The organism is Bartonella sp. HY406, from assembly GCF_025449315.1.
Taxonomy (GTDB): domain Bacteria; phylum Pseudomonadota; class Alphaproteobacteria; order Rhizobiales; family Rhizobiaceae; genus HY038.
This window is the reverse complement of the sequence record NZ_CP104893.1, coordinates 1,285,714-1,299,699: the sequence shown is the minus strand read 5'-3', so window position 1 is coordinate 1,299,699 and position 13,986 is coordinate 1,285,714. Positions and strand designations below refer to the sequence as shown.

The following is a 13,986-nucleotide window of genomic DNA, read 5'->3' as shown; positions in this document are numbered from 1 at the left end:
GGCTATTTTAAAAAATTACATTAACTATCCCATACGCTCAGATGCGTAACTTCCTGGGCTTGCTGGAAAGACAACAACACGGCTACCATTGATAAAATTGCGATGTTGGATATGTGCGTGAACAGCACGAGCTAAAACTTGTGCTTCAACATCACGGCCAATGGTGACAAAATCCTCAGCATTTTGTGCGTGGGTAATGCGTTCCACCGCTTGTTCAATAATTGGCCCCTCGTCTAAATCTGCCGTTACATAATGGGCTGTTGCACCAATAAGCTTAACGCCGCGCTGATAGGCCTGCTTATAAGGATTAGCACCTTTAAAAGATGGCAAGAAGGAATGATGGATGTTAATAATGCGCCCCGACATTTCCTTGCATAGCTGGTCAGACAAAATTTGCATATAACGGGCAAGCACAATCAATTCCGCACCGCTTTGGCGGACAACCTCCATAAGTTCTTGTTCAGCTTGTTTTTTGTTTTCCTTGGTCACTTTAATGCGATAAAAAGGAATATCATGATTGGCAACGATCTTTTGATAATCAAAATGATTGGATACCACTGCAACAATATCAATTGGCAAAGCACCTATGCGCCAGCGATATAAAAGGTCATTTAAGCAGTGGCCAAAGCTAGAAACCATAATGACAACTTTCATACGCTCATTTGAATCGTAAAAATGTGTATCCATCGTAAATTTTTGCGCAATATCTGCAAAACCTTCCTCAATTTCACGCAAACTCGCTCCAAGCTCTGATACGAAACTTACCCGCATAAAAAACTTGCCCGTTTCAAGATCATCAAATTGCGAAGAGTCAATAATATTACACCCCTTATCAGCAAGATATCCTGAAATGGCTGCAACAACACCACGCATAGATTGGCAAGAAACAGTTAAAATAAAACGACTCATCACAACTCCAAAACCTTACAAGACTATCTCTTAAATCGCCCATTTAGAGCTTTTTATAAGCATATTCCAGTCTTTTCTTATTAGCATGTTGTACCGAACAAGTTAAAAAAAATTTGGCGCAACTAAAACAGCTTATAAAAAGTCTCGCACTCTTATTTAAACATTCACAAATATAAACCAACCAAAAAATAAATATATACATATAAAATAGCACAATACAAATAAATGTTATATTTTCTATTTTGTTTCTCTTGCTTTATCGGCAACTATATTATTTAAATATAAGCATATATGCTTGGGAGGAACTTAATAATGCGCATTAAAAAGTTACTTGTGGCAAACCGGTCAGAAATTGCTATCCGCGTATTTCGTGCCGCCAATGAATTGGGCATTAAAACCGTTGCCATTTGGGCGGAGGAAGACAAATTAGCACTTCATCGTTTCAAGGCCGATGAAAGTTATCAAATTGGCCGTGACCCACAATTAGGGCGTGAATTAGGGCCGATTGAAAGCTACTTATCGATTGAGGAAATCATCCGTGTTGCCAGGCTTTCTGGTGCTGATGCTATTCACCCAGGTTATGGTCTGCTGTCAGAAAGTCCTGAATTTGCAGAAGCTTGTGCGCAAAATGATATTCTGTTTATTGGCCCTAAACCACAAACCATGCGCCAATTAGGCAATAAGGTTGCAGCAAGAAACCTGGCTATTGATATTGGCGTTCCCGTTGTACCAGCAACAGAGCCCCTGCCCGACAATATTGATGAGATAACCAAACTTGCAAAAAGCGTTGGCTTTCCACTCATGCTTAAAGCCTCATGGGGTGGTGGTGGCCGTGGCATGCGCGTTATCCGTAAGGAAGAAGATTTAGCCCGCGAAGTATTAGAAGCTAAACGTGAAGCCAAAGCTGCTTTTGGTAAGGATGAAGTTTATCTTGAAAAGCTAGTTGAGCGCGCTCGCCACGTTGAAGTGCAAATTTTAGGCGATACCCATGGCAATGCTGTGCATTTATATGAGCGTGATTGCTCTATCCAACGGCGCAACCAAAAGGTAGTTGAACGCGCACCAGCCCCTTATCTCAATGATACACAGCGTCAAGAAATTGCTGCTTACGCCTTAAAAATTGCCCATGCCACCAATTATATTGGCGCTGGCACAGTTGAATTTTTAATGGATGCCGATGAAGAAAAATTCTATTTCATTGAGGTTAATCCGCGCATCCAAGTTGAACATACAGTGACCGAAGAAGTTACTGGTATTGATATTGTTAAGGCACAAATCAAGCTACTTGAAGGCGAAACCATTGGTACAGCAAAATCTGGTGTACCGCCGCAGGCACAAATTCAGCTAAATGGCCATGCCTTGCAATGCCGTATTACCACCGAGGATCCTGAGCAAAATTTCATCCCTGATTATGGCCGGATTATCGCTTATCGCGGTGCAACTGGCTTTGGCATTCGCTTAGATGGCGGCACCGCCTATAGTGGTGCTGTCATCACGCGTTTCTATGATCCATTGCTCGAAAAAGTAACGGCTTGGGCACCAACTTCTGATGAAGTTATTGCGCGAATGGACCGAGCTTTGCGCGAGTTTCGTATTCGCGGTGTTGCCACCAATCTTACCTTTTTGGAAGCAATTATTTCCCACCCCAATTTTGCTGCCAATAAATATACAACGCGCTTTATCGACACCACACCAGAGCTTTTTCAATCGGTAAAAAGGCAAGATCGCGCCAGTAAATTATTGACCTATATTGCTGATGTAACCGTAAATGGTCATCCTGAAACAAAAGGGCGCGCAAAACCGGCAGCCAATGCCGCTTCACCGGTTATTCCGCAAACCAAAAGCCACGAGATTAAAGCTGGTACCAAGCAAAGATTTGATGAATTGGGACCCAAACAATTTGCAGCATGGGTACGAGAGCAAAAACGCGCCCTCATTACCGATACGACCATGCGTGATGGTCATCAATCCTTATTAGCGACCCGCATGCGCAGCCATGATATTATCAATATCGCTCCAACCTACGCGAAAGGCCTATCAGAGTTGTTTTCGCTTGAATGTTGGGGGGGTGCAACTTTTGATGTTGCCATGCGGTTTTTAACTGAAGATCCGTGGGAGCGTTTGAATAAAATACGAGAAGCCGCACCCAATATTTTATTGCAAATGCTTTTACGCGGCGCCAATGGCGTTGGTTATAAAAGCTATCCCGACAATGTGGTAAAATATTTTGTTCGCCAAGCTGCACAAAATGGCATTGATGTTTTCCGTGTTTTTGATAGCCTTAACTGGGTTGAAAATATGCGTCTTTCGATGGATGCCGTTTTAGAAGAAAATAAAATATGTGAAGCAGCTATTTGTTATACAGGCGATATTTTAAACTCTGCTCGACCTAAATATGATCTTGGCTATTATTTAAAACTCGCCCGTGAAGTGGAAGCAGCTGGCGCCCATATTATTGCAATCAAAGATATGGCGGGACTGATGAAGCCAAACGCGGCACGCATATTATTTAAAGCACTGCGTGAGACAACTGCGTTGCCACTTCATTTCCATACCCACGACACATCAGGCATTGCCGCCGCGACTGTTTTGGCAGCGATTGAAAGTGGTGCGGATATCGTTGATGGCGCAATGGATGCATTTTCAGGCAATACATCGCAACCCTGCCTTGGCTCTATTGTAGAAGCACTAAAGGGAAGTGATCATGATACCGGTTTAGATACTAATCTTATTCGGCGAGTATCATTTTATTGGGAAGCGGTACGCCAACAATATGCGGCTTTTGAAAGCGACTTAAAAGGCCCAGCATCCGAAGTTTATCTACATGAAATGCCCGGAGGCCAGTTCACCAATTTAAAAGAACAAGCAAGATCCTTAGGGCTTGAAACGCGCTGGCACGAGGTTGCCCAAGCCTATGCCGATGTAAATCAAATGTTCGGCGACATTGTTAAGGTTACTCCTTCATCAAAAGTTGTCGGCGATATGGCTTTGATGATGGTATCGCAAGATCTAAGTGTTGAAGATGTTGAAAATCCCAACAAGGACATCGCTTTTCCAGAATCGGTCGTATCAATGATGCGCGGTGATTTGGGACAGCCGGAAGGTGGTTGGCCAAAACAAATCCAGAAAAAAATATTAAAAGGTGAACAATCTTTTACAGTACGCCCGGGCGCATTATTGGAAGACGCTGATCTTAATAATGAGCGCCAGCAAATAGAAGAAAAAGCTAATCGTAAAATTAGCGACCATGAATTTGCTTCTTATTTGATGTATCCAAAAGTTTTTTCTGATTTTATCGCAGCTGCCAATCTTTATGGCCCAGTTGCCACGCTGCCAACACCAATTTATTTCTATGGCCTCAACCATGGCGATGAAATATTGGTTGAAATTGAACAGGGCAAATCATTGGTCATCCGCAATCTTGCAATTGGCGAAAGCGATGAAAATGGCATGATCACGGTATTTTTTGAGCTTAACGGCCAGCCACGACGCGTTAAAGTGCCCGATCGTCTACATGCAGGCGCAGTTAAAACCAGAACAAAGGTCGAGCTTGGCAATATAAATCAGATTGGTGCGCCAATGCCCGGTGTTGTTTCAGAAGTTGCAGTAAAAACCGGCGATAAGGTTCAAGCCGGTGATGTATTGCTATCTATTGAAGCTATGAAGATGGAAACAGCACTTCATGCAGAAAAAGATGGTATAATTGCTGAGGTCTTTGTTAAGCCAGGCGACCAAATAGATGCCAAAGACCTATTAATTACTTTTGAATAGATTTTTAGTTAAACCGCGAAACCTGCCTTCATTCAAAAAGGGACGTTTCGCGGTTAAAGCTTAAATTTCAAGAATAGCTTCAACTTCCACTGTGGCATTTAATGGCAAGCTAGCAGCACCAACTGCAGAGCGCGCATGTTTACCCGCTTCACCCAACACATTTACAAATAGGTCAGATGCGCCATTTGCTGCTTGCGGAATATCATAGAAATCAGGCGCACTTGCAACAAATACAACAATTTTGACCACACGCTTAATTTTATTAAGATCACCAAGTGCTGCTTGTGCTTGCGCCAAAACATTTATCGCACAGGCTTCAGCCGCTTTTTTGGCGTCTTCGATAGTAACATCTTGCCCCACTTTACCTGTGGCTAATAATTTTCCATCTTTGAGCGGCAATTGCCCTGAAATAAATAACTGGTTTCCGCTTTGCGCATAAGTAACATAATTGGCAACAGGAACCGCGGCTTGCGGTATAGTAATTCCCAAATCACTTAGTCGTTGGCTAATTAAATCTGACATGATATTCCTTTCCATAAAATAACTAGAATTATACACAGTTCAAAAAAAACGCCTAGCGCATTTTTAATAAAATACAATTCATCCTTGCCTAAATGGACAAGGAAAGAGGAGTTATCCCTAAACAATAAAGGAACAAATTGATGGATGTAGGTGGACAATCACAACATGTACCACCCTTAGCAACAGATTGTAGCACATTATCTTTTTTCAAAGCCCTAGAAAAGACATCTTATGCCATCTAAAAGACAAATGCCTTTGTTATTTTAACCAAATAGCAGCAAAATCTAATTAAACTGCGACATTTAAATTTATCTTGACGCAACAAGGTCTTGAAAATATTCTTGGTTTGAAAGCCATTTAGAAATTGAATTGGATAATGTCCAAACCAAACATAAAGAAGCTACAATGACATCTCCTGCCCCAAACGAGCAAAATAATATAGAACCAAACAAGGTTGATCCAGAGCCCAACAATGCGGTTAAAAGCGTTAAAACCAAAAAAAGACGGCGTTCAAAAGCGGCGCGTAACCCTTTAGTTATTTTAGCGAACCTTGTTTTTTCACTCCTTATACTTGCCGCATTAGGGGCAGGATTTGGTATTTATTATTTAAAAAAGACATTTAATGATCAAGGCCCATTGCAACAGGCTGAAGTCATTTGGATCAAACCTGGGACAGGTATAAAAGAAATTTCAACAATGCTTGCTAGCAGTAATATCATTTCCAATGATCAAATCTTTGTCTATGGCATTGGATGGGAACAAAAAACTAAGGCGCTAAAGGCAGGTGAATATGAAATACCTGCCCACGCCTCTATGCGTGATGTTATGAATATCTTGGTTCTAGGTCGCTCTATTGAGCATAGCATAACAATACCAGAAGGTTGGACTGTAACCCAAGCGCTAAATCGCATTGGCAGTAATGAAATATTAACTGGCGATTTAGCAAACGAAAAAATGCCTCCTGAAGGTGGTTTAATGGCTGATACAGTGACATTTTTACGCGGCACAACTCGTGCTGATATTGTGCGCCGCTTACAACAAAAGCAAGACAAATTGGTAAAAGACATTTGGGCTACAAGAGCTGCAGATTTACCGATTAAAAACATTAATGAATTTGTAACACTTGCATCAATTGTTGAAAAAGAAACGGGTATTGCGTCGGAACGTCCACAAGTTGCAGCTGTATTTGTTAATCGGCTGCGTAAAAATATGCGTTTGCAATCAGACCCAACCATTATCTATGGATTGTTTGGTGGTGCAGGTAAGCCATCAGGGCGCCCAATATATCGTTCAGATATAGATAAGGAAACGCCTTATAATACTTACAGGATTAATGGCTTGCCACCAACACCAATTGCAATTCCGGGCAAGGATGCTTTAATGGCAGTTGCCAATCCACCAAAAACTGAAGATCTTTATTTTGTTGCTGACGGTACTGGTGGACATGCCTTTGCCAAAACGTTAGATGAGCATAACCAAAATGTCCGAAAATGGCGTGAGGTCGAGCGTTCAGGTAGTACGACTCCCAATTAACTAAAAAAACTAAAGCAGTTATGCAATATAAGAGACATGATTGTTTTAGTTTTAATTGTTCGTGACATTGATCATTTAAATTCATTTTGATTGTATCATAGATTTAAAGTGGCTATCAAAGTTGTTTTCCCTGGTCTTGACAAAACTTTTAAATGCCCCCCCACACGGCTAATGCGCATTTTCATACTGCGCATACCAATGCTCATACCTGATTGAGCCACAGCTTCTACATCAAAACCTAAGCCATTATCTTCAATAGTAAGAATAAGCACATCATTCTTTGGTAGTTTTAAGCTAATTTCAACAAAATGTGCATGGCTATGCTTAATAACATTAGTTAAAGCTTCTTCAATTAAGCGTGTTAAAGCAAGGCACTGAATTGCTGTAGGCACAGTTTTCCACGATCTTTCAATGCACCATTTAAATTCAAGTCCAAGCTCCTCGAAGAGAGTTGAATAGCGATGTCGTACTTGAGCAAGCCATTCATGAGGAGTTTCAGGAACCTTAACACTTTGGCTTGAACTACTATCTATTGCCTGTCGTAAGTCATTACGAATAAGGCTTAGCATAGCTATAACCTCTTTAGAACTATAAAATGGCTTAGCCATCTCAACAGACGCCATCAGATGCACTAAAGAACCACCCAATCCATCATGTAAATCATTGGCAATCTGCAAGCGATCTTGTAATCTAGTATTTTCCATACTAAGCGCATATTCTTGCTCCAAGACAACTGATAACTCCCGTTTAGCCCTTGTAACACTTATACTTAACTCATCATTAAACGATGCAATCTGTTTAATATAATGCGCATGACGCCACCCAATTATACATATTATGTAAAGCGTGACAAAAATACTTACATAGGACGTTAAAGCAATTGGGTTAAACACAAGGTTTAACAAAAGTAATAAATCATAGATATACGCACCAAGAACGAGCAACCAACCTAATGCAAAAAAAACAATCTCTTTTTGGCGTTGTCGTAAACCAAAACAAAGAGGTTGTATGCAAGCAAATAAAAAAATAAACGTTCCTATAATTAAACTTAATACTTGCGCTATGCAAAGATTGATATCTGCAATAAACCAGGTTAAAACCACTAAAAATTCAATCACCAACCAAAATATGCACTCAACATAAAACAATCGCTGCTTAGCAAAACGAAGAATAAACAAACTAAAACTCATCGTTGTAAGCAGTAGGGCAATTGTATTGACACGGGCAATAACATAGCTATTCGAAAAGGGCCACGCACTGGTAGCTAAAAAATTGCTTATAAAAATCAACCAAAAAACAATAGATATGGCATACCAACCATAAGCAGTCTGTCTCCTATCTACGATCCAAACAAAAAACAGCATTATAGCTAAGGCAACAGCTAAAATTATATTAATCAATATAACTGTTCGACTGTTCCAAATAAGCTTATCATAAAGCATTTGCATTTTGTTAGGATCACCCAGATAAAAGCGCCCCAAACCTAATGGCTGGCCTGGCACGCTAATTGCTTTAATCCATAATGTATTGATCCCCTCACGCAAATAACTCCTAGGTAGCTGGAAGTATCGCGGTCTATTCCAACTACGCGATAAAGGCTCGGTAACGTTTTGGTCACGCCATATTTGCTGGTCATTAACATATACTTCGCCGGCCATTTGAATAGATTGTAAAACAACTGTAACTGGAGTAGCGATACCATCTTCACATAACTGCTGCCAATCAATACGATACCAGACTTTTTTTTCACTATTAGAACGCTTAAAATTCCAATTATCTGGCAAAGTTGTTTTAACCCAATACTCACTCAAAAGCGGTTTATTACCATTATGTAAAGCCCGAGCAGTTTTTACCGATAAAATCTGGACGGAACATATATCACCATTTTCTTTTGCCCATGCACATACTTGCCCAATAAAAAAAATCAAAAAAAATACACAGAACCTTAACAAATAAGACCCCATCTACGTGCTGTATGGATAGCTTTGGTTCTAGATGAAACGGACAATTTCCTATAAATATGTTTAATATGAGATTCAATGGTATAGCGCGATAGCGAAAGTTGATCGGCTATCTCTTGATTGCCCAATCCTTGTGCTACCAAAATTAAGATCTCATGCTCACGCGGACTTAACCTCTCTAATTCAGCCATATCATCGTCACCAACTTTGGCTGGCGGCAACTCTTCAATAATTTTACGAGCTATAAATGGATCAATAGGAGCCCCTCCGCGTATGACACTTCGCAAAGCCAGTGCAAGTTCCAAATCATCACGTTCTTTGACAATATAACCTGTTGCGCCAGCATGCAAAGCTGCAAAAATTATGTCTTGCGTACTCCAAGCAGATATAACGAGAACTCCTAAATCGCTATCACCAGCACGCAATTCGCGGATCAAATCAATTCCATTTCCATCAGGAAGCCCAAGATCAACAAGGGCAAGCGCTATCTTGGGTAAACTGGCTACATACTGGCGTGCCTCATTCAAAGTGGTAGCATGGATAATGCCATTTTCCCCATACCCCATAGCCAATAATAGAACCTTTAATCTGCGATAAACCATAGGGTCATCCTCAATTAAAAGAACCGGCTCTTCTAGAATTAGATCTGCAGCAATTGCTCGAATCACCATTTTAATTCCTAAGTTTCAAGAATAAAACTTGAGATCTCTCCCAACTTGTCTTTTTAAAAATCGCTTGGATAAACATAATAAAAACCCACCTTTAATAAACATCACCCTTTAATAAATAAAGCAATTCATATTTTTAAAAGTGCGGCCGCGCCTATAGAAAATAGGCAAAAAAGCCGATTGATAATATATTGAAATAAAACTATAAAATAGTGATACTCAAAATACATTCCGTTCTTCTTCAGTAGTTACATTTATTGCGATATATTTACATCTCTGCATATCTATCTGATTTATCGTGAAAAAAACCAATAATGAAAAAATAGGAAATAATATAGGTTCCACACTATAGATAGCAGACCCTAAGGCCCGCAAGCAATATCAGTATTTTAAAGGTAGACTTTAAGTCCCCCCAAAAAATGTTAGTACTATATATTAAAATCCATATTTGTATTCAGCATCTATTTTTCATCACCACTAACATGCAATATTTGAAAATTTAATTCAAACGACAAATATTATCATTAAAATTCAAAATCTTAATTCATATTTAATTATTTTAAAAATTTGATATAAACGCACTTAGCAGCAATTGATCAATTATCTGACGACATTGATAATTTATGCAAATAGAAGATAATGCGCCCAGGACGGATCTGCCTCAATAGTTTGTCGTACTTCACCAATTCCTTTGAATTTAGCACGACACAAATCAACCATAAGCCTGGCAGCGTCTGCATTTTTAATTTTGAAATAGCAATGTCTTTCACCTGCTTCAGGAAGAAATACAATATGGGTCAAGAGACCCGTCTGGTCAACTTCAAGACAAGAAGCAAGCAAATCAGCAAAATCACTGGCGATGGTAAGCCCATCTTTCGTAGAAAATGAATTCTCAATTATAAGAGTGTTATAATATTCAGACACCCCCACCAATCGATCAGCATCAACATTTAGTGTTACAATCATTGGATTGTCATCGCCATCGGTACCACGCAAAACAGTAAATTTGCTTTCATCGGTTGTAGAAAAATGTCCATCCCGTCCGCGTTTTTGCCAAATTTCATCAAGTTTTTTGCTAACATCATGTAAAGCAATCTCTTGTTCTCTATTATCACCATCAAAGGTAAAACCCCAATTGAAAAAAGAAGCCATAAACCTTAATTCACCAAGCGTATGAACAGCCAACATTAACATTAACATCTTCCGGCTGTCCGACAAATCTTTTTCAGAAAAACCCTTATAAGAAAGAATTAAGCTTAACCGACTTTGATCTGAAACGATACGTGCCGTAACATTTTCAACCGTTACCTCATTACCTTGATTATCGTTCATCGCAATATTATCATTTGAAAGAAATGCGCTACGAAATAATACAATGGGAATATCACGAGGAGCACCTTTTGCAAGAGCGAAGATATCATCAAGTACTGCAGTATTCCCATCAGGGGTTAGAACCAACTCGGTTTTTGCATTACCATTCACTATTCTTTGGGAAACTTCACATATGACTTGCGGAAAATGAACATGCAGCAAATTATTAGCAGCTTCCATTTTATCGATACTAGGCTCACCATCCCAATTTGCATATAACTTTGAAAACTCCTGCCAAAACTGCGCAACTCGAGGATCTACCTTGTTTGTTTCGGCAAGAGCCTGCTTAGAAATTTTTGCGGGATTGGGCTTACCACTTAGAAAATCGAACAAAGCCATCTATTTTTCCTCTAAATAAAGCAATAAAAAAAATAAAAAGGTAAGGGAATATATTATTCAATTTAATAAATTAATAATAACGAAAGCCAAACTTTAAAGCATTATACGTCATAATAAAATACTATCAATCTTAATTAGTGATATCCCATTTATTACCTATAATATATAGCACCATATTAAATGCAAAATATTTTTTTACTTTAAAAGAAAAATAGCCTACGTTTTTTTGTTAAATAAAATTACAAAGAGCATAATCTTTATATTTTTTGCAGGCTTAAAATCCAACATTAATTTGTTATTGAAACATATCATTATTTCTTATCAAATCGCTAGAGAAAGTTAAGCCTGTAAATAAAAGTGTAATTCATACCATATATTTCGCCTGCACCATAAAGAAGCGAATGAAAATACGCCTCACATTTTCTAATAGAACAAAAATCTTGTAACAATGACACAGACCAAAGATACTTAGCTAGTAAACTTTAAAATTTAAGTTGATAATCTTCAAGCTTCTGTGTTGTGTCTGATATTCGCAATGATAAGTTCCAAAGCCTTGACAACTGTCGCTTGCCGCACATTGCGACGCCCGATATCGCCAAAATGCGCCTTAAAATGCAAAGGCTCAAAATGCTTGAAGGCAACAGCTAAATGGACAAGACCAACTGGTTTTTCACTTCCTCCGCCAGAGGGACCTGCAATACCAGTAACTGCAATACTAATATCAGCCCTGCTATGCTGCAAAGCGCCCTTTGCCATTGCAATCGCAACCGGCTCTGAAACTGCCCCATATTTTTCCAATAAACATTGATCTACACCGACCATGCTCATTTTTGCTTCATTTGAATAGGTGACAAAACCGCATTCCACCACATCTGATGAACCGGCAATATCAGTAAGTGCTGCAGCAATCATTCCACCAGTGCAAGATTCCACTGTTGCCAATAAAAGCTTTTGCTGCCGGCAAATATTTAATACTTCGCGGGCAAGCTCATCAATAATCTTAGCATCAATCATAAAGGCACCTCGCCTGGGTAAATAACATTGGCAGTAGCAATTGCAGCAATACCTTCACCTCGGCCAATAAAACCCAGCTTCTCATTTGTCGTTGCTTTGACCGATATTCTATCTATGGTAATGCCTAGCATGTCGCTCAATGCGACAACCATAGCATCACGATGTGGTCCAACTTTTGGCGCTTCCGCAATTAAAGTAATGTCAACATTGGCAATACGCCCCCCATATTGCTTAACAATTGACACCGCATGGCGAACAAAAATATGGGATGCAGCCCCGCGCCATTGCGGATCAGAAGGTGGAAAATGCGTACCAATATCCCCTGCCCCCCTTGTTGCTAATAAAGCATCCGTCAAAGCATGCAATGCAACATCAGCATCTGAGTGCCCAGAGAGCTTTTTATCAAAAGGAATATCCACACCGCAGAGCGTAACATGATCCCCCGCTTCAAAACAATGGACATCATAACCATTTCCAGTACGTATATCGGGATACATATTATCAACTTTCTGTTGGCTTTGCCCTTGTTGCTTTGCAAATATTTGTCGTGCGCGACTAAAATCTTCTGGCCATGTTATTTTTATATTATCAGCCGAGCCTAACAATACTTTGACTGGAATATCATACGCCTCAGCAAGAGCAGAGTCATCGGTAAAATAATCTTGCCCGTTTTCATAAGCTTTCTTATGGGCATCAAAAATCAAGGAAAAAGGAAAGGTCTGCGGTGTCTGTGCACTAAATAGACCATCTCGCTTAATTGTAGCAATAATATTATTATTGCTATCCACCTGTTTCAAAGTATCGGAAACGGGAATTGCAATGATAGTCCCATTTTCATGGGAAAGGTTTTGATGAATATTATCAAGAATCTGCACTGTAACAAAAGGACGAGCAGCATCATGAATATGTACAAAGTCCGGTGAAGATGACGATAAATATTCAAGTCCAGCAAGAGTAGATATTTGCCGTGTGGCACCACCAATAACCAACTCTATACGCTGTGCAAAGCGCTGAAGTACAGCTTTTGCAAGGTCTACATCATCCTCATGAACAACAATAATAATTTGCCCAATGTCAACACAATCAACAAACTTTTGCACGGTTTGACATATAACTGCTTCGCCTTGCAAATCTTCATATTGTTTAGGACCTATACTGCCAGCACGTTCACCGCGACCAGCAGCAAGAATAATTGCTGCAACCTTTTTTGACATTGAAATAATAAAGCCTCATCTCTTTTTGAGAATATCAGCCTGCCATTTTGCAGCTTTCTTCATTTTGTTCAATGCCTAACCGACTTCTAAACTGTGGACGCTGCAAATCTGCAATGGTTGTGGCTGACAAAACATCGAAAAAAGCTTTTAATGCCTTTGACAAAGTTGCATTCAAACCACACGCATTGACGAGTGGACATTCAACAGCATCATTTTCGAAGCATTCCGCCATAGCAAAATTTTCTTCAGTTACTCTGACCACATCTGCAACGCTAATCTCAACAGCAGGCTTAGCAAGCTTAACCCCGCCATTGCGGCCTCGTACAGTCTGCATTAAACCTGCCTCAACAAGAGGGTGCAAAATTTTAAATAAAAATAATTCAGAAACTGAATAGGCCTTAGCAATTTCAGGTACTTTACTAAGCTCACCTTCATTGGCGGCACAATACATAAGCATTCGAATTGCATAATTGGTTTGTTTTGTAAGCCGCATATTAGTTCCTTCCATATTGGTCGATTTAACGACCATTTCCATAAGGCAAATGCCTTGACTGACGCACGCCAGTTTATAACTATTCTAAAAAAAAGAAAGTGTTTTTTAATATTAAAATTTTATATTGTTAAAACAGAAAATCACACTAAAAACCAATTCTAAAATAAACCAAAATACAAACTACCCACTCA

General features: G+C 39.5%; 10 protein-coding genes. 2 read left to right on the top strand and 8 right to left on the bottom strand.

Features of this window, described 5'->3' with window-relative positions:
- Positions 1 to 24: 24 nt before the first annotated feature.
- Positions 25 to 909 (bottom strand): formyltetrahydrofolate deformylase, encoded by an 885-nt coding sequence (gene purU / locus N6B01_RS05435; RefSeq protein WP_262080266.1) that lies wholly within the window; start codon positions 907 to 909, stop codon positions 25 to 27.
- A gap of 312 nt (positions 910 to 1,221) precedes the next feature.
- Here purU and pyc point away from each other — a divergent pair, with 312 nt between their 5' ends.
- A complete protein-coding gene (gene pyc / locus N6B01_RS05430; protein ID WP_262080265.1) occupies positions 1,222 to 4,680 on the top strand; it encodes a pyruvate carboxylase in 3,459 nt (1,152 codons plus the stop codon).
- A 60-nt stretch (positions 4,681 to 4,740) separates the two neighbouring features.
- Here pyc and N6B01_RS05425 read toward each other — a convergent pair whose 3' ends face one another.
- Entirely contained in the window at positions 4,741 to 5,202 is a 462-nt protein-coding gene (locus tag N6B01_RS05425) for a RidA family protein (RefSeq protein ID WP_262080264.1), read from the bottom strand.
- A gap of 405 nt (positions 5,203 to 5,607) precedes the next feature.
- On the opposite strand from N6B01_RS05425, the gene mltG reads away from it, so the two are divergent.
- On the top strand, positions 5,608 to 6,735 hold the full coding sequence (gene mltG, locus N6B01_RS05420) for an endolytic transglycosylase MltG (RefSeq protein ID WP_262080263.1): 1,128 nt from the start codon (positions 5,608 to 5,610) through the stop codon (positions 6,733 to 6,735).
- 95 nt (positions 6,736 to 6,830) lie between these two features.
- Here the strand turns inward: mltG and N6B01_RS05415 are convergent, their stop codons facing one another.
- From N6B01_RS05415 to rirA, 6 genes are all read right to left on the bottom strand, one after another.
- Positions 6,831 to 8,663, bottom strand: a complete 1,833-nt coding sequence (locus N6B01_RS05415; RefSeq protein ID WP_262080262.1) for a sensor histidine kinase — start codon at positions 8,661 to 8,663, stop codon at positions 6,831 to 6,833.
- A 17-nt stretch (positions 8,664 to 8,680) separates the two neighbouring features.
- Positions 8,681 to 9,367, bottom strand: a complete 687-nt coding sequence (locus tag N6B01_RS05410; RefSeq protein ID WP_182419277.1) for a LuxR C-terminal-related transcriptional regulator — start codon at positions 9,365 to 9,367, stop codon at positions 8,681 to 8,683.
- Positions 9,368 to 9,985: 618 nt separating this feature from the next.
- Complete coding sequence (locus N6B01_RS05405; RefSeq protein ID WP_262080261.1) at positions 9,986 to 11,074, bottom strand: hypothetical protein; 1,089 nt, start codon at positions 11,072 to 11,074, stop codon at positions 9,986 to 9,988.
- A gap of 504 nt (positions 11,075 to 11,578) precedes the next feature.
- Positions 11,579 to 12,088: a CinA family protein gene (locus tag N6B01_RS05400; RefSeq protein WP_262080260.1), complete on the bottom strand. Its 510-nt coding sequence runs from the start codon at positions 12,086 to 12,088 to the stop codon at positions 11,579 to 11,581.
- Positions 12,085 to 13,302, bottom strand: a complete 1,218-nt coding sequence (locus N6B01_RS05395) for a bifunctional 2-C-methyl-D-erythritol 4-phosphate cytidylyltransferase/2-C-methyl-D-erythritol 2,4-cyclodiphosphate synthase (protein WP_262080259.1) — start codon at positions 13,300 to 13,302, stop codon at positions 12,085 to 12,087. Before N6B01_RS05395 ends, N6B01_RS05400 begins: the two co-directional genes overlap by 4 nt.
- Before the next feature lie 34 nt (positions 13,303 to 13,336).
- Positions 13,337 to 13,795 (bottom strand): iron-responsive transcriptional regulator RirA, encoded by a 459-nt coding sequence (rirA, locus tag N6B01_RS05390; protein WP_182419662.1) that lies wholly within the window; start codon positions 13,793 to 13,795, stop codon positions 13,337 to 13,339.
- Positions 13,796 to 13,986: the final 191 nt, after the last annotated feature.